Source organism: Streptomyces sp. DSM 110735 (assembly GCF_016482685.1).
Lineage (GTDB): Bacteria > Actinomycetota > Actinomycetes > Streptomycetales > Streptomycetaceae > Streptomyces.
This window is the reverse complement of sequence record NZ_JACYHF010000015.1, coordinates 103,695-122,585: the sequence shown is the minus strand read 5'-3', so window position 1 is coordinate 122,585 and position 18,891 is coordinate 103,695. Positions and strand designations below refer to the sequence as shown.

19 protein-coding genes and 1 riboswitch are annotated in these 18,891 nt (G+C 72.0%); of the genes, 10 read left to right on the top strand and 9 right to left on the bottom strand.

Annotation, left to right across the window (positions count from 1 at the left end; all coding sequences use genetic code 11):
• Positions 1-364: 364 nt before the first annotated feature.
• Both IF655_RS22245 and thrC read right to left on the bottom strand, forming a co-directional pair.
• Entirely contained in the window at positions 365-640 is a 276-nt protein-coding gene (locus IF655_RS22245) for a MoaD/ThiS family protein (protein ID WP_018548369.1), read from the bottom strand.
• On the bottom strand, positions 637-1,911 hold the full coding sequence (thrC, locus tag IF655_RS22240; RefSeq protein ID WP_199586780.1) for a threonine synthase: 1,275 nt from the start codon (positions 1,909-1,911) through the stop codon (positions 637-639). The genes IF655_RS22245 and thrC overlap by 4 nt, the downstream gene beginning before the upstream one ends.
• An 18-nt stretch (positions 1,912-1,929) precedes the next feature.
• Positions 1,930-2,085, bottom strand: a riboswitch (SAM riboswitch).
• Between the two features lie 168 nt (positions 2,086-2,253).
• Between thrC and IF655_RS22235 the strand changes: the two genes are divergently transcribed.
• Together IF655_RS22235 and IF655_RS22230 are read left to right on the top strand one after the other, a co-directional pair.
• Positions 2,254-3,198 carry a glucosyl-3-phosphoglycerate synthase gene (locus IF655_RS22235; protein ID WP_199586779.1) on the top strand — a complete coding sequence of 315 codons (945 nt, stop codon included), beginning with the start codon at positions 2,254-2,256 and terminating at the stop codon, positions 3,196-3,198.
• Positions 3,199-3,338: 140 nt separating this feature from the next.
• Positions 3,339-4,757 (top strand): trehalose-6-phosphate synthase, encoded by a 1,419-nt coding sequence (locus IF655_RS22230; RefSeq protein WP_199586778.1) that lies wholly within the window; start codon positions 3,339-3,341, stop codon positions 4,755-4,757.
• A 94-nt stretch (positions 4,758-4,851) separates the two neighbouring features.
• On the opposite strand, the gene otsB is transcribed toward IF655_RS22230, so the two are convergent.
• From otsB to IF655_RS22215, 3 genes are all read right to left on the bottom strand, one after another.
• Positions 4,852-5,715: a trehalose-phosphatase gene (otsB, locus tag IF655_RS22225; protein ID WP_199586777.1), complete on the bottom strand. Its 864-nt coding sequence runs from the start codon at positions 5,713-5,715 to the stop codon at positions 4,852-4,854.
• A gap of 256 nt (positions 5,716-5,971) precedes the next feature.
• A complete protein-coding gene (locus IF655_RS22220; RefSeq protein WP_199586776.1) occupies positions 5,972-6,196 on the bottom strand; it encodes a DUF3263 domain-containing protein in 225 nt (74 codons plus the stop codon).
• Positions 6,197-6,230: 34 nt separating this feature from the next.
• Entirely contained in the window at positions 6,231-7,481 is a 1,251-nt protein-coding gene (locus IF655_RS22215; RefSeq protein WP_199586775.1) for an ABC transporter substrate-binding protein, read from the bottom strand.
• A 135-nt stretch (positions 7,482-7,616) separates the two neighbouring features.
• On the opposite strand from IF655_RS22215, the gene IF655_RS22210 reads away from it, so the two are divergent.
• From IF655_RS22210 to IF655_RS22200, 3 genes are all read left to right on the top strand, one after another.
• A complete protein-coding gene (locus IF655_RS22210) occupies positions 7,617-8,597 on the top strand; it encodes an ROK family protein (protein ID WP_199586774.1) in 981 nt (326 codons plus the stop codon).
• Positions 8,597-9,766 carry an N-acetylglucosamine-6-phosphate deacetylase gene (gene nagA / locus IF655_RS22205; protein ID WP_199586773.1) on the top strand — a complete coding sequence of 390 codons (1,170 nt, stop codon included), beginning with the start codon at positions 8,597-8,599 and terminating at the stop codon, positions 9,764-9,766. The genes IF655_RS22210 and nagA overlap by 1 nt, the downstream gene beginning before the upstream one ends.
• A 119-nt stretch (positions 9,767-9,885) precedes the next feature.
• Entirely contained in the window at positions 9,886-10,815 is a 930-nt protein-coding gene (locus IF655_RS22200) for a 1-phosphofructokinase family hexose kinase (protein WP_199586772.1), read from the top strand.
• A 25-nt stretch (positions 10,816-10,840) separates the two neighbouring features.
• Here the strand turns inward: IF655_RS22200 and IF655_RS22195 are convergent, their stop codons facing one another.
• The gene (locus tag IF655_RS22195; protein WP_199586770.1) at positions 10,841-11,755 is read right to left on the bottom strand and encodes a carbohydrate-binding protein; all 915 of its coding nucleotides are present in this window, start codon (positions 11,753-11,755) and stop codon (positions 10,841-10,843) included.
• Positions 11,756-11,907: 152 nt separating this feature from the next.
• Complete coding sequence (gene cdgB / locus IF655_RS22190; protein WP_199586768.1) at positions 11,908-13,563, bottom strand: diguanylate cyclase CdgB; 1,656 nt, start codon at positions 13,561-13,563, stop codon at positions 11,908-11,910.
• A 374-nt stretch (positions 13,564-13,937) separates the two neighbouring features.
• Between cdgB and IF655_RS22185 the strand changes: the two genes are divergently transcribed.
• Entirely contained in the window at positions 13,938-14,522 is a 585-nt protein-coding gene (locus IF655_RS22185; protein WP_199586766.1) for a flavin reductase family protein, read from the top strand.
• Between the two features lie 41 nt (positions 14,523-14,563).
• Complete coding sequence (locus tag IF655_RS22180; RefSeq protein ID WP_199586764.1) at positions 14,564-15,058, top strand: hypothetical protein; 495 nt, start codon at positions 14,564-14,566, stop codon at positions 15,056-15,058.
• Between the two features lie 21 nt (positions 15,059-15,079).
• Here the strand turns inward: IF655_RS22180 and arfB are convergent, their stop codons facing one another.
• A complete protein-coding gene (arfB, locus tag IF655_RS22175; RefSeq protein WP_199586762.1) occupies positions 15,080-15,508 on the bottom strand; it encodes an alternative ribosome rescue aminoacyl-tRNA hydrolase ArfB in 429 nt (142 codons plus the stop codon).
• Between the two features lie 186 nt (positions 15,509-15,694).
• Between arfB and IF655_RS22170 the strand changes: the two genes are divergently transcribed.
• Both IF655_RS22170 and IF655_RS22165 read left to right on the top strand, forming a co-directional pair.
• On the top strand, positions 15,695-16,270 hold the full coding sequence (locus IF655_RS22170) for a TerD family protein (RefSeq protein WP_030804536.1): 576 nt from the start codon (positions 15,695-15,697) through the stop codon (positions 16,268-16,270).
• Positions 16,271-16,506: 236 nt separating this feature from the next.
• Positions 16,507-17,007 (top strand): hypothetical protein, encoded by a 501-nt coding sequence (locus IF655_RS22165; RefSeq protein ID WP_199586760.1) that lies wholly within the window; start codon positions 16,507-16,509, stop codon positions 17,005-17,007.
• 22 nt (positions 17,008-17,029) lie between these two features.
• Here the strand turns inward: IF655_RS22165 and IF655_RS22160 are convergent, their stop codons facing one another.
• The gene (locus IF655_RS22160) at positions 17,030-17,746 is read right to left on the bottom strand and encodes a pentapeptide repeat-containing protein (RefSeq protein ID WP_199586759.1); all 717 of its coding nucleotides are present in this window, start codon (positions 17,744-17,746) and stop codon (positions 17,030-17,032) included.
• Between the two features lie 144 nt (positions 17,747-17,890).
• Between IF655_RS22160 and IF655_RS22155 the strand changes: the two genes are divergently transcribed.
• Entirely contained in the window at positions 17,891-18,865 is a 975-nt protein-coding gene (locus tag IF655_RS22155) for a zinc-binding dehydrogenase (RefSeq protein ID WP_199586758.1), read from the top strand.
• Positions 18,866-18,891 lie beyond the last annotated feature (26 nt).

Sequence of the window (18,891 nt, the reverse complement as noted above, 5' to 3'; positions counted from 1 at the left end):
CCATGGGTTCGGGGGCGTGCGCCGGAACGCGTCGACCGCGGCTGAATGTATCTGTCCAACTGCCGTCTGCAACAGGTCAATCGGACGAGAAATCTGGACGAGACCGGTCCGGAATCTGGCGAGAATTCGGCTGAATTCAGGGCAAGTCGGGCCCCATAAAAACAATAAATGCCGCATAAGACCCGTGCATTTTGGCTGCTTCTTGTCGGGCGTGCGGCATGAATCCAAGGTTCCCGACCTGTCGGCCGGGGAGCGCGTTCCCCAACTCTATCGCGCTCAATCACGCAGAATGACCCCCTCCGTTTCTCTTACGGAGGGGGTCATTCGATGAACACTTCGTCACCGACGTTACCGTCGGTAATTCTCAGCCTCCGGCGACCGCCGGAATGATCGACACACCGGCGCCGTCCGGGGTCGGCGTCTGGAGACCGCCCTCGAAGCGGACGTCGTCGTCGTTGACGTACACGTTGACGAACCGGCGCAGCTTGCCCTCGTCGTCCAGGACGCGCCCGGCGATGCCGGTGTGGTGCTTCTCCAGGTCCTCGATCACCTCGGCGAGCGTCGCCCCCTCGGCGGCGACCTCCGCCTGCCCGCCGGTGTAGGTACGCAGGATGGTGGGGATGCGAACGGTCACGCTCATACGAGGCCAGCCTCTCGGAAGGAGTCCAGGTTCGGTCGGATGGTCGCGGTCAGGCCCGTGCCCGCCACCGCGTCCAGGGTCTTCAGACCGTCGCCCGTGTTCAGGACGACGGTGGTGAGCGTCGGGTCCAGTACGCCGTTCTCCAGCAGCTTGCGCGTCACGCCGACCGTCACGCCGCCCGCGGTCTCCGCGAAGATGCCCTCCGTGCGGGCGAGCAGCTTGATGGCGTCCACGATCTGGGGGTCCGTCACGTCCTCCACGGCGCCGCCGGTGCGACGGGCGATGTCGAGGACGTAGGGACCGTCGGCGGGGTTGCCGATGGCCAGGGACTTGGCGATGGTGTCCGGCTTCTGGGGGCGTACGACGTCGTGCCCCGCCTTGTACGCCGCCGACACCGGCGAACAGCCCTCCGCCTGGGCGCCGAAGATCTTGTACGGCTTGTCCTCGACCAGACCGAGCTGGATCAGCTCCTTGAGCCCCTTGTCGATCTTCGTGAGCTGGGAGCCGGAGGCGATCGGCACCACCAACTGGTCCGGCAGCTCCCAGCCGAGCTGCTCGCAGATCTCGTACGCCAGCGTCTTGGAACCCTCGGCGTAGTACGGCCTGAGGTTCACGTTGACGAAGCCCCAGCCCTCACCCGCCGGGTCGCCGATCAGCTCGGAGCAGAAGCGGTTCACGTCGTCGTAGTTGCCCTCGATGCCGACGAGTTCCCCGCCGTAGACCGCCGCCATGACGATCTTGCCCTGCTCCAGGTCGTGCGGGATGAACACGCAGGAGCGCAGCCCCGCGCGCGCCGCGGCGGCGCCGACCGCGCCCGCGAGGTTGCCGGTGGAGGAGCAGGAGAGCGTGGTGAAGCCGAAGGCGCGGGCGGCTTCCAGTGCCTGGGCGACCACGCGGTCCTTGAAGGAGTGGGTGGGGTTGCCGGAGTCGTCCTTGACGAACAGCCCGCCGGTGACGCCGAGTTCACGGGCGAGGTTGTCCGCCTTGACCAGGCGGGTCCAGCCGGGGTTGAGGTTCGGCTTGTCGGCGACGTCGGCGGGAACGGGCAGCAGCGGGGCGTAGCGCCAGATGCTGGCGGGTCCTGACTCGATGCGCTTGCGGAGGCTGTCGGTGTCGTAGCCGGAGAAGTCGTAGGCGATCTCCAGCGGGCCGAAACACTCCTCGCAGGCGAAGACCGGACCGAGCGGGACGCGGTGTCCGCACTCCCGGCAGCTCAGAGCGGCGGCGGGGCCGAGGTCGACAGCGGGGGTGGCAATGGTCTGCACAGCCATGGGAGGCGAGGCCCTTTCTCCTCATCTTCCTCACGACGCACTTCGCCGTGAGACGGATTTGGCACCTTCCCGAGCCGGGAGCCTCGCGGTGTCGCGGTGTGTCCGCGCACGAGACCGGCTGGAGGGTTGCCGGGGCTTCGCAGGGCCGTTTCCCTCTGCCCCTCTGGATGAGCTGTATGCGGTTGTGGACGCCGATCGTCTCGGACATGCGATGGTCATCGGCGTTGTTCAAGACTGTAACCGAAGGCCAGCACAGTTGAAGGTGTCGTCCGAACCGCGAGACGGGTTCCCGGACACCGGCACGTGTGACCCTACGTCCCCGCTGAGAAGGAGCCGCAGCCCATGCTGGAAGAAACCGAGCGCTGGCTGGCCACCCGCTCCTGGTCCGTGGCCGACCGCCCGCTGCACCGTGTCCTCGCCGCCAAGCAGCGCTCCGGGCAGACCGTGTCCGTGGTGCTGCCCGCGCTGAACGAGGAGGAGACGGTCGGTGACATCGTCTCCGTGATCCGCCACGACCTGGTGACGCAGGCGCCGCTGGTGGACGAGATAGTCGTGGTGGACTCCGGGTCCACCGACCGCACCTCCGAGGTCGCCGCGGCGGCGGGCGCGCGCGTCGTGCACCGCGACGCGATCCTGCCCCGGCTGCCCGCCGTGCCCGGCAAGGGCGAGGTGCTGTGGCGGTCGCTGCTGGCGACCAGCGGGGACATCGTGGCCTTCGTGGACGCGGATCTGAAGGAGTTCTCCTCGGACTTCGTCCTCGGCATCGTCGGACCGCTGCTCACCGATCCGCAGGTGGACCTGGTCAAGGCGATGTACGACCGTCCGCTGGGCGGCGCCGCCGGGCAGGGCGGGCGGGTCACCGAGCTGATGGCGCGACCGCTGCTGAACATGCACTGGCCGCAGTTGGCCGGTTTCGTACAGCCGCTGGGCGGGGAGTACGCGGCTCGGCGCTCCCTCCTTGAGCAGTTGCCGTTCCCCGTGGGGTACGGGGTGGAGCTGGGGATGCTGGTGGACTCGCTGCATCTGGTCGGGCTCGACGCGCTGGCGCAGGTCGACGTGGGGGTCCGCAAGCACCGGCATCAGGACGGGCAGGCGCTGGGGCGCATGGCGGCGGCGATCTATCGCACGGCTCAGTTGCGTCTTGCCCGGGGGCATCTGGTCCGTCCTTCTCTGACCCAGTTCGAGCGGGGGGTGTCCGGGTTCGAGCCGCGGACGTACTCGGTGGACACGGAGGAGCGACCGCCGATGGCGGAGATCGCGGAGTATGCGGAGCGGCGGGTGGCTTGACGGCGGCGACGCCTCGGCTTCGCCTTCGGCGTCGGCGGCGGCGGGTGCGTCCTGCGGCGTAAACGGAGGGATGTATACGAGGCGCCGCGTCGCGTCGCGCGTACGTTTGAGGGTTTCGGTGCCGGGCTAGGTTGAGGACCATGGCTTCAACGCAGGGTGCTGAGGTGCTGGTCGCGTCGAATCGTGGACCGGTGTCGTACACGGTGGGTCCGGACGGGGCGCTGACCTCGCGGCGCGGTGGTGGCGGGCTGGTGTCCGGGCTGTCGGCGATCGGTCCCGACACCGACGCGGTGTGGGTGTGCGCGGCGCTCGGGGACGGTGACCGGGAGGCGGTGCGGCGCGCGGACGGCGGGCTGCTGCCGGAGGCGGACACCGGCGGGCAGCGGGTGCGGATGCTGGGCATCGACCCGCGGACGCACGCCGAGGCGTACAACGGCATCGCCAACTCCGTGCTGTGGTTCGTGCACCACATGCTGTACCAGACCCCGCTGGAGCCGGTCTTCGACGCGGAGTTCCGTCAGCAGTGGGAGGCGTACCGGGAGTACAACCGGGCGTTCGCCGAGGCGCTCGCCGAGGAGGCGGCGCCGGGCGCGGCGGTGCTGATCCAGGACTACCACCTGGCGCTCGCCCCCCGGATGCTGCGCGAGCTCCGCCCCGACCTGCGCATCGGCCACTTCTCGCACACCCCCTGGGCGCCGCCGGACTACTTCCGGCTGCTCCCCGACGACATCGCCGCCGAGCTGCTGAGCGGCATCCTGGGCGCGGACCGGGCTGCGTTCCTGACCCGCCGGTGGGCGGACGCGTTCACCGCGTGCTGTCACGCCGTGCTGGGTCCGGGCATCCCGTCCGGCACGGAGATCGGCGTGCACGGCCTTGGCGCGGACGCGGACTTCCTGCGGGAGCGGGCACACCGGGCGGACGTGTCCGAGCGGATGGTGACCCTCCGGGACGAGATCGGCGAGGGGCGCCGGACGATCGTCCGGGTCGACCGCACCGAGCTGTCGAAGAACATCGCGCGCGGGCTGCTGGCGTACCGGCGCCTCCTCGTGGACCACCCGGAGTGGCGCGAGCGGGTCGTGCACGTCGCCTTCGCGTATCCCTCCCGGCAGGACCTGGCGGTGTACCGCGCCTACACGGACGAGGTGCGCCGGATCGCGGAGGAGATCAACGCCGAGTTCGGCACGGCGGACTGGACGCCGGTCCTCCTGCATGTCGAGGACGACTTCGCCCGCTCGCTTGCCGCGTACCGCCTCGCCGACGTCGCCCTGGTCAACCCCATCCGCGACGGCATGAACCTGGTCGCCAAGGAGGTCCCGGTCGTCTCCGACGAGGGCGTCGCCCTGGTCCTCTCCCGCGAGGCGGGTGCCTACGAGGAACTGGCCGAGGACGCGATCACGGTGAACCCGTACGACGTCGTCGGCACGGCGGAGGCGCTCCACGAAGCGCTGACCCTGCCCCCCGCCGAACGCGCGGAACGCTCCAAGCGCCTGGCGACGGCGGCGACGGCGCTGCCCCCGACCCGCTGGTTCCTGGACCAGTTGAACGCGCTGCGGGGCTGAACTCCCTTGCTGTGAGCGCCTGTTGGCCAGCTCTGCGCGTCAACCGCTTCCGTGCGGTCGGCGCGTCCGACGCGGACGGCGCCCCGAGGGGGGGTCAGTCCATGTGCGCGGCGAGGGTACGGAGCAGGTCCACCACACCCTCGGGACCGTCCACCACCAGGTCCGCCCGTTCCGCGAGTTCCGGGACCTCTGTGCTGCCGCTGCAGACCAGGAGACCGGGGGTGCCGCCGGTGCGGAGCTTCTCGACGGCGGCGAAGGCGGGGAGGTCGCCGAGGTCGTCGCCCGCGTAGAGGACGGCGTCGGCGCCGAGGGCGCGGACGTGGTCGAGGAGAGCGACGCCCTTGTCCATGCCGGGCGGGCGGAGTTCGAGGACGAGGCGACCGGGTTCGACGATCAGCCCGTGCCGGGTGGCGAGGTCGGTCAGCGGAGCGCGCAGCGCCTCGAACGCGGCGTCCGGGTCCTCCGCGCGGCGCGTGTGCACGGCGACCGCGCGCCCCTTCTCCTCGATCCAGGTCCCGGGCCACGCCCCCGCCCGGTCCAGCACGCCCGGCAGTTCCGCCCGGACGGCGGCGATACCGGGGTGCGGCGCGGGGGCGCTGACGTCACCGGTGGCCGCGTCCCAGCGCTCCGCGCCGTAGTGCCCGAGGACGACGAGATGCCCGAGCCCCTCGACCCCGGCGAACCCGCCGTTGCGTACGGCCACCCCGGCGGGGCGCCCGGTGATCACCGCCACGGACGCCACCTTCGGCGCCAGCTCCACGAGCGCGGGCACCGCCTCGGGATGAGCCCGCGCCTGCGCGGGATCGGCGACGATGGGAGCCAGCGTCCCGTCGAAGTCCAGACCGATCACAGCCCCGCGCGCCCCCTCCACCAGCGCGCGCAGACCGTCCCGTCCGGCCGGAGTCGTCGGAACCGGCAGGTCCCTCGGGGTGGCGGAGTCCGTCTCGGGGATACCCATGAAACGACCCTATCCACGAGGCGCCCTCCGCACTCCTCCCCGGCGGGGAGTCGTGGTCCGCTCGGGGGCGGGGATCCGCGCCGAGGGTCGGTGCGGGGGCATCGGCGCTCAGGGTCGGCGCGGGCGGTGCCGGGCACAGGGCGTCGGCCCGACGTGTCGACGCACGGGGCAGGCGCGGGCAGGCGCTCAGGTCACCGCTCCCGGAGCCACCGCGCCCCGCACGACCCGGCGCCCACCCGTCGAAGCCGGCGCAGCGTCACCGTTCGGAACGTCTCGCTTCTCTCACCCGGCGCAGCCGGTTCACCGTCACCGGGTCGTGGGCGAGGGCGCGCTCGTCGTCCAGGAGGGCGTTGAGGAGTTGGTAGTAGTGGACGGGGGTGAGACCGAGCTGTTCGCGGATGGCGCGTTCCTTGGCGCCGGGGCCCGTGAAGCTCCGGCGCTCCAGCGCGAGGATCGCCTGCTCGCGGGGGCCCAGTTCCATGTCGGCAACCGTAACCCCCGCCGAGGACAGCGGGTCAGCGGGCGGCCACCCGGCTGTCCGCCAGCGTCGCCGTGGACTGCAGCCGGGTCAGCACGCCCGAGGGGCTGCCGTCGGTGTCGACCGCCTGGCCGATCTGCTGCTTGACGGCCGCGCTGACCTCGGCCCAGGAGGTCTTGTCGACGGGGTACTGCTCGGCGGTCTGGAGCTGGTCCAGGAAGGGGTGCAGCGCCTTGTCGCGGGGCGCCTCGGAGTCGCCCATCGCCTCGGAGGCGGAGGTGGTCACGGGCAGCAGTCCGTACTCGTGGGAGAAGGCGAGCACGTTCTTCTCCTGGTAGACGAAGTCGAGGAAGCTGCCGATCTGGTCGGCGTGGCCGCGCTGCTTGAAGCCCATCATCCAGTCGGCGACGCCCATCGAGGGCTGGTGGTCGCCGTCGCGGGTCGGCATCGGGACCATGCCGAACTTCACGCCCTTGGACTCGGCCTGCTGCATCAGCGTGGGGTGGCCGTTGAGCATCCCGACCTCGCCGTTCGCGAACGCGGAGAACGCGGCGGCGCGGTTCAGGCGCCCCGGGGCGACCGGTCCGGTCAGACCCTTGTCGACCAGGTCGTCCTTGAGCCAGGCGAAGGTGCGGGTGTTCTGGCTGGAGTCGATGGTGTACGTACCCATGTCGTCCGTGTAGTTGCCGCCGCCGCTCAGCAGCCACTGCATGGTCTCCGCCTGCGCCTCCTCCGGCCCGAGCGGCAGCGCGTAGGGGTACTTCACGCCCTTCGCCTTGAGCGCCTCGGCGTCGGCGGCCAGCTCGTCCCAGGTGGTGGGCGCGTCGGTGATGCCCGCCTTCTCGAAGAGCGTCTTGTTGTAGAAGAGGACACGCGTGGAGGCGGCGAACGGCATCCCGTACGGCGTGTGGTCCCACTCGCCCGCGTCGGAGAGCTGCGAGACGAGGTCCGCCTGGGTGCGGATGGAGAGCAGGTCGGAGGCGGAGTAGAGCTTGCCCTTGGCCGCGTAGTCGGCGTAGGCGCCGATCTGCGCCATGTCGGGGGCGTGCCCGGCGGCGACCATCTGCTTGACCTTGGCGTCGACGTCGTTCCACGAGTACACGCTGACGTCGACCTTCACGTCGGGGTGCTTCTTCTCGTACGCGCTGACCAGCGTCGCCCAGTACTTCTTGGAGCTGTTGGCCGGGGAGTCGCCGTAGTCGGCGGCGACCAGCTTGAGGGTCACGTGCGAGGAACCCGTGGTCCCGCAGCCGCCGAGGACCGCCGCCATGCCCAGTGCGGACACCACCGCGATCGTTCCTGCCGTACGCCGACGCACCGTCAAAACCCCGATTCCCTTTACTGACTGTTCGCTATGTGAACACATGTCTACACCACGTAAGTGGACTAGACCTCTCATGGGTCACCGGGTCACACTGGACGGGTGAGACATGTCATCGCCCTGGACGTGGGCGGCACCTGGATGAAGGCCGCTCTCCTCGGCGTCGACAGCGCGCCTGCCCCGGGCACGGCGCCCGTACTCCTGCACCGCGAGCGCCGCGCGACCGGGCGCGAGCGGGGTCCCGAGGCGGTGGTCGCGGAGATCCTCGGCTTCGCCGCCGACCTCGCCGCGCACGGCGCCGCGCACCTGGGCGGACCCGCCGTCGCCGCCGGGGTCGCGGTGCCCGGCATCGTGGACGAGCGCGGCGGACGCGCGGTCTACGCCGCCAACCTCGGCTGGCGCGACGTCCCCCTGCGCGAGCTGCTCGCCGAGCGCCTCGGCGTACCCGTCGCGCTCGGCCACGACGTGCGCACCGGCGGACTCGCCGAGGGCCGGATCGGCGCCGGGAAGGGCGCCGGGCGCTTCCTGTTCGTGCCGCTCGGCACCGGCATCGCGGGCGCCATCGGCATCGGCGGCGGGGTCGAGGCGGGCGCCCACGGCTTCGCCGGTGAGATCGGCCACATCGTCGTACGCCCCGGCGGCGCCGACTGCCCCTGCGGACAGCGCGGTTGCCTGGAGCGGTACGCCTCCGCGGCAGCCGTCGGTGAGGCGTGGGCGCGCGTGTCCGGCAGGGACGACGCCGACGCCGCCGACTGCGCGAAGGCGGTCGCGAACGGCGACCCGGGCGCCGAACGGGTCTGGCACGACGCGGTCGACGCGCTCGCCGACGGCCTCGTCACCGCGCTCACCCTGCTCGACCCGGGCACCCTGATCATCGGCGGCGGACTCGCGGAGGCGGGCGAGACGTTGTTCCGCCCCCTGCGGGAAGCCGTGGGGCGCCGGATCACCTTCCAGACCCCGCCGACCATCGTCCCGGCCGCACTCGGCGACACCGCCGGGTGCCTCGGCGCCGGACTGCTCGCCCGCGATCTCCTGGGCCCCGCCGGCCCGGACCGCACCGACCCCACGGAGGTAACCGCCTGATGGCTCCCAGCTTGGTACTCACCGGCGCACGGGTGGTGCTGCCCACCGGCGTGGTGGACGACGGCCGCGTGAGCGTGGAGGGCACGCGGATCACCGCCGCGGGTCCTGCCGAGGCGGCACCTCCCGCCCCGGCAGGCGCCGAGGTCGTCGACGCGAGCGGCCACTGGCTGGTCCCCGGCTTCGTGGACCTGCACAACCACGGCGGCGGCGGAGCCTCCTTCGCGGTGGGCAGCGCCGAGGACGCGCTGACCGCCGTACGCGCCCACCGCGCGCACGGCACCACCACCCTGGTCGCCTCCACCGTCACCGACGACCTGGACCTGCTGGCCCGCCGCGCCGGACTCCTCGGCGAGCTGGCCGAGCAGGGCGACATCGCGGGCATCCACTTCGAGGGACCGTTCATCTCCCCCTGCCGCAAGGGCGCGCACTCCGAGGCGCTGCTGCGCGACCCCGACCCCGCCGAGGTCCGCAAGCTGCTCGACGCCGCGCGCGGACAGGCCCGCATGGTCACCCTCGCCACCGAACTCCCCGGCGGTCTGGACTCCGTACGGCTCCTCGCCGAGCAGGGCGTCATCGCCGCCATCGGGCACACGGACGCGAGCTACGAGCAGACCGTCGAAGCCATCGACGCGGGCGCGACCGTCGCCACCCACCTCTTCAACGCCATGCCCCCGCTGGGCCACCGCGCCCCCGGACCGATCACCGCGCTCCTGGAGGACGAGCGGATCACCGTCGAGCTGATCGACGACGGCGTCCATCTGCACCCGGCCGCACTCCAGTTGGCCTTCCACCACGCGGGCGCCGACCGGGTCGCCTTCATCACCGACGCGATGGACGCGGCGGGCTCGGGCGACGGGCGCTATCTGCTCGGCCCGCTGGAGGTCGAGGTGCGCGAGGGCGTGGCCCGCCTCGTGGAGGGCGGATCCATCGCGGGGTCCACGCTGACCCTGGACCGCGCCTTCCAGCGGGCGGTCACCGTCGACCGGCTGCCGGTGACCGACGTGGTGAAGGCGCTGTCCGTCAACCCGGCCCGGCTGCTCGGGCTTTCGGACCGGATCGGTTCCCTGGAGCCCGGCAAGGACGCCGATCTCGTGCTGCTGGACGCCGAGTTCACGGTGAAGGGCGTCATGCGCCGGGGCGAATGGGTTCTCGCGCCCCAACTGCCCTGATCCGTACCCCGCTTCATCCGACGGCGGTCGTCCCCGAGGTGGGCCGGCCGCCGTCTCTTTGGCATGATCGGGGCCCCGGAAACCGAAGCCGCGCCAACTTTCGAGGGAGGTCGGACCGGGTGATCCTCACGGTCACACTGAACACCGCTCTCGACATCACCTACCGCGTACGGTCGTTGCGCCCCCACGCCTCCCACCGCGTCTCCGACGTCGCGGAACGACCGGGCGGCAAGGGCGTCAACGTGGCGCGGGTGCTGGCCGCGCTCGGGCACGAGGTGACGGTCACCGGGTTCGCGGGCGGCGCGACCGGAGGGGTGCTGCGCGAGCGGCTCGCGGGGACGGCGTTGCTCACCGACGCGCTGGTGGAGGTCGCGGGACCGACCCGCCGCACCGTGGCGGTGGTCGACGAACTCACCGGCGACACAACCCAGTTGAACGAACCCGGACCGCAGATCTCCCCCGCCGAATGGGCCGCCTTCCTGCGCGCCTACGACACCCTGCTCACCGGCGCCTCGGCGGTCGCCCTCTCCGGCAGCCTGCCCCCGGGCGTGCCGGTGGGCGCGTACGCGGGTCTGATACGCGTGGCCCGCTCGGCGGGAGTACCGGTCCTCCTCGACACCAGCGGCGAACCCCTGCGCCGCGGCGTCGCCGCCCGCCCCGACATCGTGAAGCCGAACGCCGTGGAACTGGCCGAACTGACGGGCTCCCACGAGCCCTTGCGCGCCACCCGCGACGCCCGCCGCCGAGGCGCCCACGCCGTAGTCGCCTCCCTCGGCCCAACCGGCCTCCTCGCCGCCACCCCGGAAGGCCACTGGCGCGCCACCCCACCCTCCCCCCTGTGCGGCAACCCCACGGGCGCGGGCGACGCGGCAGTCGCGGGCCTGCTGTCGGGCCTGGTGGAAAACGCCCCCTGGCCCACCCGCCTGACCCGCGCCACCGCCCTGTCGGCGGCGGCGGTAGTGGCTCCGGCGGCGGGGGAGTTCGACCGGGCGGTCTACGACGAGCTGTGCGGGCGGATCGAGGTCACGGGCGCGGCCGAGGCTGCCTGAAAGCCCGGCCGCGAGGGACAACGCCCTAGCGCGTGACGTGGCCCTTCTTCACCCAGAGCTGGTCCAGCAGCACGTTGCACTTGTCGCCCGCCTGGCAGGAGACGGAGATCGTGTTCGCGCCCTTCTTGAGGTCCGGGTACACGAAGGTGGTCGCCCAGCCGTTCTCGAAGTCGTTGGCGGCCGCGTGCCGGTAGTTCTGCAGGTCGGCCTTGCTGCCGTACTCCTTGCCGTTGACGGTGATCGTCATCGACTGGTCCTCGCCCGTCACGCTGTAGCGCATGAAGAAGGTGTACGCGCCTTCCTCCGGCACGCTCACACTCCATGTCGCCGACGCACCGGCCTGGTTGAGACCGCCCACGTACGTGCCGCCCGCCGCTTCGGCACCCTTGACGTCCGACGCGGGTGCCGCGCCGCCCGCGAGCTGGACCGAGCTGTCGGCCGCGTCGGCCTTCGGGAGTTCGCCCGGGGGCGCCGAAGCCGTGGTCTTGGGATGCGGCGCGGTGCTCTTGGACTGGGTCGGGCTGGGGCTCGCGGCACCGCCCGCGTCGTCGCCCGAGTCACCGTTGAACATCGCCACGCTGATACCGATGACGACCACGGCGACCACGGCGATCGCGCCGATCAGCAGACCCTTGGTGTTGGGACCACGCCGCCCGGCGTTCTGCTGCACCCGGCTGCCCGTCGGGACGGCGCCGGGCGCCGCCTGCGGGGTCTGGACCGTCTGCTGGCCGTAAGCAGCCTGCTGCGGGGGGACCTGCTGGCCGTAGGTCTGCTGCTGGGGGTACTGGCGTTCACCGACCGCGCGCACCCGGCTGACCGCGTTCGGGTAGCCGTAACCGCCGGACGGCGGCTGGGCGCCTCTGGCCTGGCCGTCTGCGTACAGGTAGCCGAACGGGTCGTCTTCCTCGGGCGTGCTCGCGCCGTTGTCGCCGGGCGTCATCCCTGGTACTCCTCAAGCAGGTGCGGGCGGATGGGGTACGGGTTGGCATGGCGAGCCTACCTTCCCGCATACCCGAATTCGCTCGAACGGGTGAGGCCCCCGAGCCCCCCAAATCGGGCGAGTCGGCCCGTCTCAACCCACTGACCTGCGGATCACCCGGCACGCCGGTGCTGTTTGGGACGAGATCGTTTCTCTACGTACATCCGCTCGTCGGCTGACTTCAACACCTCGTCCGCCGTCATTCCGCAGTGCGCCCAGCCGATGCCGAAACTCGCGCCCACCCGCACGGCCCGCCCCTCCGCCCGGATCGGCTGGATGATCTCGCCCCGCAGCCGCCCGGCGAGGTCCTGCGCGTCCGCCCGCCCGAGCCCGTCGGCGAGGATCACGAACTCGTCGCCGCCGAGCCGCGCGACCGTGTCGCCGTCCCGTACGCCGTTGCTCAGCCGCCGCGCGACCTCGATCAGCACCGCGTCGCCCGCGTTGTGCCCGAAGCGGTCGTTGATCGACTTGAAGCCGTCCAGGTCGCAGAAGAGCACCGCGAGACCCTTGGCGCCGTCGTCGTGACCGCCCTCGGGCGCGATGGTGTGCACATGGTGGTCGAAGGCGTCGTACGCCTCGGCGCCCGAGCCGAAGTCGAAACCGTGCCCGGCGTCCGCGTCGCCCGGGTGGCCGTAGGCGGCGTCGAGCGAGTCGAACCCGCCCGCCTGCGCCGGACGGCGGCACAGCCGGGCGGCGAGCCGCGCGCGCAGCTCGGCGGAGTTCGGCAGCCCGGTCAGCGAGTCGTGCGAGGCGCGATGGGCGAGCTGCAGCTCGCGGCGCTTGCGCTCCTCGATGTCCTCGACGTGGGTGAGCAGGAAGCGGGGTCCGTCGGTGGTGTCCGCCACGACGGAGTTGCGCAGCGACACCCAGACGTACGTGCCGTCCCGGCGGGCCAGCCGCAGCTCGCCCCGACCGCCCTCGGGCGAGGTGCGGCGCAGGGTGGTGACGTCCTCGGGGTGGACGAGGTCGGCGAAGGAGTAGCGGCGCATCGCGGCGGCGGGACGCCCGAGCAGACGGCACAGCGCGTCGTTGGTGCGCAGGATGCGGCCCTGGTGGTGGTCGCCGTCCATCTCCGCGATGGCCATGCCGGAGGGGGCGTACTCGAACGCCTGGCGGAAGCTTTCCTCGCTGGCGCGAAGTGCCTGCTGGTCACGCTCCAGGCGGACCAGGGCGCGCTGCATGTTGGCGCGCAGATGGGCGTTGCTGAGGGCGATGGCTGCCTGGAAGGCGTACATCTGGAGCGCCTCGCGCCCCCACGCGCCGGGACGGCGGCCACCGTGCGGGCGGTCGACGGATATGACGCCGATCAGCTCGCCCCGCGCCCCGCCCTGGACCCCGGGCGTGTACATCGGCGCGAAGAGCCGGTCGCCGGGGTGCCACCCCTCCTCGAACCGCGGGAGGGGTCCCTCGGTGTACCACTGCGGTACGTCGTCCTCGTCGAGGACCCAGCCCTCGTGGTGGGGGATGAACACGAGGTCCCCCCACAGCTCGCCCATGCGCAGCCGCCGCTCCCAGGACTCCCGGGCACCGACCCGTCCCATGATCAGCGCCTCGGCCGCCGGGTTGCCGGAGAAGGCGGCGACGACGAGATCGCCGTCGGGGCGGACGAGGTTCACGCACGCCATCTCGTACCCCAGCGCGGTGACCGCGCCGTCCGCGACGATCTGGAGGGTGTCCGCCAGGCTGCGTGCCGTGTTCATCTCGGCCATGACCTGATGCAACTGACGCAGGGATGTGAGCGGGACGTACGGCTCCGAATCTGTCTCCATGCTCGCCCTCCCCCTCCCCCGAGACCTCGCCGCGCATCAAGGCTTCTTCTCGCCACTGAATCACAGCGCGCTCCTCACTCGGTACACAGGGTCAACAATTATTGCCCCTTGTGACTCAAGTCACAGCAGAACGTGAACAATTGAGTGGAGTTTCTGCGTTTTCCCGGCACTGTTCTTGAACGCAAAGTGAGTGAACATGCGCATATGCCGTACGAATCGGCAGGAGGGCGGGTCGGGACGGTTGTCCGGGGTCCCGGTCCGGGTGCCCCGGAGTCCTGGTCCGGGCGCTCGCGGGCGTGCGGCCCGGGTCCTAGGACCCCTCTCGGGCGGAGGGCCGATGCGGCGGACCCGGGTGGCCGATTAGCGTTTCCGGCGTGCTGAACACCTCCGCCTCCGCCTTGTCCCCCGCCGCCCGGGCCGCTTCCGGGCATCCTGAGGGGGTGAGCGACGACGAGTTCCGGGCCGCGATGTCCCGGCTGGCCGCCGGAGTGGTCCTGGTGACCGCGCAGGAGCCGCCGCTGGACCCCGACGACCCGCACGCGCCGGGCACGGAGGACGTGGGCATGACCGCCACCGCCTTCCTGTCGGTCTCCCTGGACCCCCCGCTGGTCATGGTCAGCCTGCGCACGGGCGGGCGCATGGACGAACTCCTGGAGGAACAGCCCCTTTGGGCGGTCTCGGTCCTCGCCGACCACCAGCGCCAGATCGCCGGTCGCTTCTCGATGAAGGGCCGCATCAGCGACCGCCTCCTCTTCGCCGACCTCGACCTCACCCGGGGCGAGGCGACGGGCGCCCCGCTGGTCTCCGGCGCGCTCGCGACGCTGGAGTGCCGTACGGAACAGCGGGTCCTCGCGGGCGACCACACCCTGGTCATCGGCCGCGTCCTGACCGCCCATGTGCCGAGCGCCGAGGGCGGTCCGCTGCTGTACTTCCGGGGGCGGTACCGGCACCTGGGCTGAGAGCGGGAACCGGGGCGGCTGCCGCCGCCGTCCGCCGTTGCGTGACGACTCCCCTGGACGATCTGGCCCCGGCCTTCTACATGGCGGCGCTCTTCGCTCCGCTCACGATGCCCGGCCTGGCCGCCGTGACAGCCTTCCTGCTCGCGGTGCGCCTGCGCCGCCACGGCTGGGGCCGCGCCTGGTACGCGCCGGACCCCGTCCCCTGCGGGCAGACGATGCTCCTGGCGTCCGCCACGGCCTTCGGCGCCTACGGGTACGGCGTGGGGCGCGGCTTCTACCTCCTGGACCCCGACCAGATGTGCGCGGCCATGGGCGTACCCGGCGACGGCATCGTGACGGACCTGGGGCTGCCGGTCAGCGCGCGCTGCGTCACGGACAGCGGGGCGGCGACCGAGCTGGTCCCGTTCTGGGTGAACCCGCTCGTCTACGGGTCGCTGGCGGTGAGCGTGGTGGCGGCGACGGCGGGGGCGGTGGCTGCCTGGCGTCGGCGCGGGCAGGGCGTACGGGGTCCTGACGCGGCGTCGGCGGACGGGTGAGCCCGCCAACTGGCCGGATCTCTATCCCCAGTCCCGCCCCGAGCGCCCCCGCTTGGTGTCCGAGCGCTGCTTCTTCTGTCTGAGGCGGCGTTCGTTGATGCCCCGTGGGATACGGGTCGCGCGGCGGGGCTTGGGCGGGGGTGCCGTCGCCTCGGCGAGGGTCGCGGTCAGGCGCACGAGCGCGGACTCGCGGTTGCGCCACTGGGAGCGGTGCTCGGAGGCGCGGACGATCAGGACGCCGTCCACCAGGCGCCCGGCCAGCCGCTCAAGCGCGCGCTGCTTCCACACCTCGGGCAGCGCCTCGGTGCGCGCGAGGTCGAAGCGCAGCTCGGCCTGGGAGTCACTGGTGTTGACGTGCTGCCCGCCGGGCCCGGAGGAACGCGAGAAACGCCACGTCAGCTCGGCCTCGGGAAGCGAGACCGAGCCGCGGATGAGATAGGGCCCGGACATGACTCCATGGTCCCTGCCCGCACGGTCCCGCGTCACCCCGTTTTCCCCCAGCTCGGTAAAAAAGGTAAAGCGAGCAGGAACCTCCGGTACCCCTCCCGGCGTTCTTCCGGGTGACGTAGCTTCGTCGGGACCGACGGAGCGACAAGTACTCCGCCACGTACGCATTAAGGGAAGGGACTCCCAATCATGGCTGTAAGCCTGTCCAAGGGTGGCAACGTCTCGCTCACCAAGGAGGCTCCGGGCCTGACCGCCGTCACCGTGGGCCTCGGCTGGGACGTCCGCACCACCACCGGCACGGACTTCGACCTGGACGCCTCCGCCATCGCGGTCAACGGCCAGGGCAAGGTCTACTCCGACCAGCACTTCGTCTTCTTCAACAACAAGCAGACCCCGGACAGCTCCATCGTCCACACCGGTGACAACCGCACGGGCGAGGGCGCGGGCGACGACGAGGCGATCAACGTCAACCTCGCCGCCCTCCCGGCCGACGTCGAGAAGATCGTCTTCCCGGTCTCCATCTACGACGCCGAGAACCGCGGCCAGAACTTCGGCCAGGTCCGCAACGCCTACATCCGCATCGTCAACCAGGCCGGCGGCGCCGAGATCGCCCGCTACGACCTCTCCGAGGACGCGGCCACCGAGACGGCGATGGTCTTCGGCGAGCTGTACCGCAACGGCGCCGAGTGGAAGTTCCGCGCCGTCGGCCAGGGTTACGCCTCCGGCCTGGTCGGCATCGCCCAGGACTTCGGCGTCAACGTCTGACGCACACCCGCTCACGGACCCCGGACGCCCCGCGCGCCCCGGGGTCCGCGAGGGTCTGCCGTGCGGGCGGACGAGTGCGCCGCCGGGCAGGGCGCCGAACGGACCGTCTGAGCGGACCGGCAGAGCGGACCGGCAGAGCGGACCCGCTGAGCGGACCGGCTGAGCCGAGCGGCGAGCGGAGCGGCGAGCGGACCGGCTGAGCCGAGCCGCGCCGGTGGCGTGGGACGATCTGCGACGTGCTCGACATCGGCTATGCCCTCTCCAACCGGTTCCCGGACCCGCCCCAGACCGACTACCGCCGTGCGGACGCGCGGGCGTTGCGGCACGACCTGTTCTGCGGGGACGTGTATCTGGCCGACACCGAGAAGGACCAGGAGGTGTCCACAGCCTGGGGATGGGTGCCGGTGCTGGACTTCGCGTGGGCGCTGTGCGACATCGTGGAGCGGCTCGACCAGGACCCGATGGGCTCCCGGGCGTCCCGCCCGCAGCGGGCGGAGCTGGACTTCACCGAGTCGACCGACCGGATGCTCTTCGAGCGCCGCTTCGGCTGGGTGGACATCGAGGCGGACTGGATGCGCGCCGAGGAACCGCCGATCACCTTCTCCCACGCCGAACTGCGCCGTGAGGCCCGCGACTTCCTGCACGACGTGCTCGCGGACCTCACCGACATGCACGAGGACCTGGCGGAGAACCCGGTGATCTGGACCCTCCAGGCGCGCTACCCCCGGATCTCCTGACCGGTCCGCCCGCCCAGTCCGCTCAGCCCTCCACCCTGATCCCCAGCTCCACCGCGAGCAGCGGCGCCAGGTCCAGGAGCTGACCGGTGCTGATCACCGCGCCGGACAGCCGGTCGAGTCCCCGCTGGACCTCCAGCGGGGCTGCCCCGCGCAGATCCACGTCCTTCAGCACGGCGTTCCCGAAGTCCGCTCCCTTCAGCGCGCAGTCCACGAACTCCACGCGCTCCAGGCGCGCCCCCGCGAAGTCCGGCTCGACCAGCACACAGGACTCGAACACCACGTCCTTCAGCCGTGCCTCGCGCAGATTGAGGAAGTCGAGCTTGCCGCCGCGCACGACGACCCGCTCCAGCGTCGCCCCGTGCAACTGGACCCCGCCCAGCCGGGGCGCGCTCAGCTCCACGTCCCGGAAGACCGCCTCCGCGAGATGGGTGCCCACGCCCCGCAGCCCGGTGAGCACCGAGTCCAGGAAACGGGCGCGCCCGAGCGCCGTCTCGTCGAGCGCACAGTGGGTCAGCGCACAGTCCATGAAGCGCGCCCCCGCGCCCCGCTGCCCGGACAGATCCGCCTCCAGGAACTCCAGCCCGTCGTAGTCCCCGTCCGCCGCCAGCTCCCGCTCCGCCCACGGCCGCAGCGGAGGCAACCGCACCTCCGGACGCCGCGCGCCCTTGACCGCCGTACGCCCCGCACCGCCCGTACGCCCCGTAGCCGTACCGCCCGCACCCACCGCTTTCCTCACCATGCCCCTCATGCTGCACCCGGCCACTGACAAGCGGTCCTGACAAGCCGCTCCGACAAGCCGCCCTTGACCTCAAGTCCGGTCGAGGTTGAAGAGTGGGACCCCCGGCAGCCACGGGAACGACGACCACCACTCCAGGGGGACCACATGCACGCCGTCCGGCTCCACTCCTTCGGACCGCCCGAGAACCTGGTCCACGAGAAGACCGAGGACCCCGTCCCCGGACCGGGGCAGGCGCGGATCGCCGTCGCCGCCGCCGGGGTGCACCTGCTCGACACCGCGCTGCGCGAGGGACGGCGCGGTCCGCTGCCCGCGCTGCCGGAGCTTCCGACCGTTCCCGGCCGCGAAGTCGCGGGGGTCGTGGACGCCCTGGGCGAGGGCACGGACCCGGTCTGGCTCGGCAGGCGCGTCGTCGCCCACCTCGGACCCGTACCCGGCGGATACGCCGAACTCGCCGTCACGGACACGGACCGCCTGCACGAGATCCCGGCGGGTCTGGACTTCGCGGCGGCCGTCGCGATGATCGGCACCGGTCGCACCGCGCTCGGGATCGCCGGGTTCGCGGAGCCGGAGGCGGACGACGTGGTGGTCGTACCGGCGGCGGCGGGCGGCATCGGCACCCTGCTCACGCAGCACGCGAAGAACGCCGGTGCCACCGTCGTCGGGCTCGCGGGCGGTCCGCAGAAGACGGCACGGGTGCGCGCGAACGGCGCCGACCTCGCCGTCGACTACACCGCCCCCAACTGGTCCGAGGAGGTCCGCGCCTTCCTCGCCGGGCGCCCCGCCACGCTCGTCTACGACGGTGTCGGCGGCGAAGCAGCCCGCGTGTGCGTCGCCCTGCTCGGACCCGGTGGGCGGCACCTGGTCTTCGGCTGGTCGGCGGAGGGCATCGGGGACGAAGCCCGGGGTCACTTCGTCGAGGGCGTCTCCGAGTCCGTGCTCGGGCCGGAGATGCTGCGCCGGGCGGGCGGTCTGCGCGCCCTGGAGGAGCGGGCGCTCGCCGAGGCGGCGCGGGGTCGGCTGCGCCCGGCGGTCACCCGATTGCCGCTCTCCGAGGCGGCAGCCGCGCACCGGGCGCTCCAGACGCGCGGCACGATCGGAAAGGTGGTGCTCGAACCATGAGAAAGCGCCCGGGAGCGGGCGGTGAA

Bases quoted from the DNA above. Each gene is read 5' to 3' on its own strand.
- IF655_RS22245 (WP_018548369.1), bottom strand. From the start codon at position 640: ATGAGCGTGACCGTTCGCATCCCCACCATCCTGCGTACCTACACCGGC.
- thrC (WP_199586780.1), bottom strand. From the start codon at position 1,911: ATGGCTGTGCAGACCATTGCCACCCCCGCTGTCGACCTCGGCCCCGCC.
- IF655_RS22235 (WP_199586779.1), top strand. From the start codon at position 2,254: ATGCTGGAAGAAACCGAGCGCTGGCTGGCCACCCGCTCCTGGTCCGTG.
- IF655_RS22230 (WP_199586778.1), top strand. From the start codon at position 3,339: ATGGCTTCAACGCAGGGTGCTGAGGTGCTGGTCGCGTCGAATCGTGGA.
- otsB (WP_199586777.1), bottom strand. From the start codon at position 5,715: ATGGGTATCCCCGAGACGGACTCCGCCACCCCGAGGGACCTGCCGGTT.
- IF655_RS22220 (WP_199586776.1), bottom strand. From the start codon at position 6,196: ATGGAACTGGGCCCCCGCGAGCAGGCGATCCTCGCGCTGGAGCGCCGG.
- nagA (WP_199586773.1), top strand. From the start codon at position 8,597: ATGGCTCCCAGCTTGGTACTCACCGGCGCACGGGTGGTGCTGCCCACC.
- IF655_RS22195 (WP_199586770.1), bottom strand. From the start codon at position 11,755: ATGACGCCCGGCGACAACGGCGCGAGCACGCCCGAGGAAGACGACCCG.
- cdgB (WP_199586768.1), bottom strand. From the start codon at position 13,563: ATGGAGACAGATTCGGAGCCGTACGTCCCGCTCACATCCCTGCGTCAG.
- arfB (WP_199586762.1), bottom strand. From the start codon at position 15,508: ATGTCCGGGCCCTATCTCATCCGCGGCTCGGTCTCGCTTCCCGAGGCC.
- IF655_RS22170 (WP_030804536.1), top strand. From the start codon at position 15,695: ATGGCTGTAAGCCTGTCCAAGGGTGGCAACGTCTCGCTCACCAAGGAG.
- IF655_RS22160 (WP_199586759.1), bottom strand. From the start codon at position 17,746: ATGGTGAGGAAAGCGGTGGGTGCGGGCGGTACGGCTACGGGGCGTACG.
- IF655_RS22155 (WP_199586758.1), top strand. From the start codon at position 17,891: ATGCACGCCGTCCGGCTCCACTCCTTCGGACCGCCCGAGAACCTGGTC.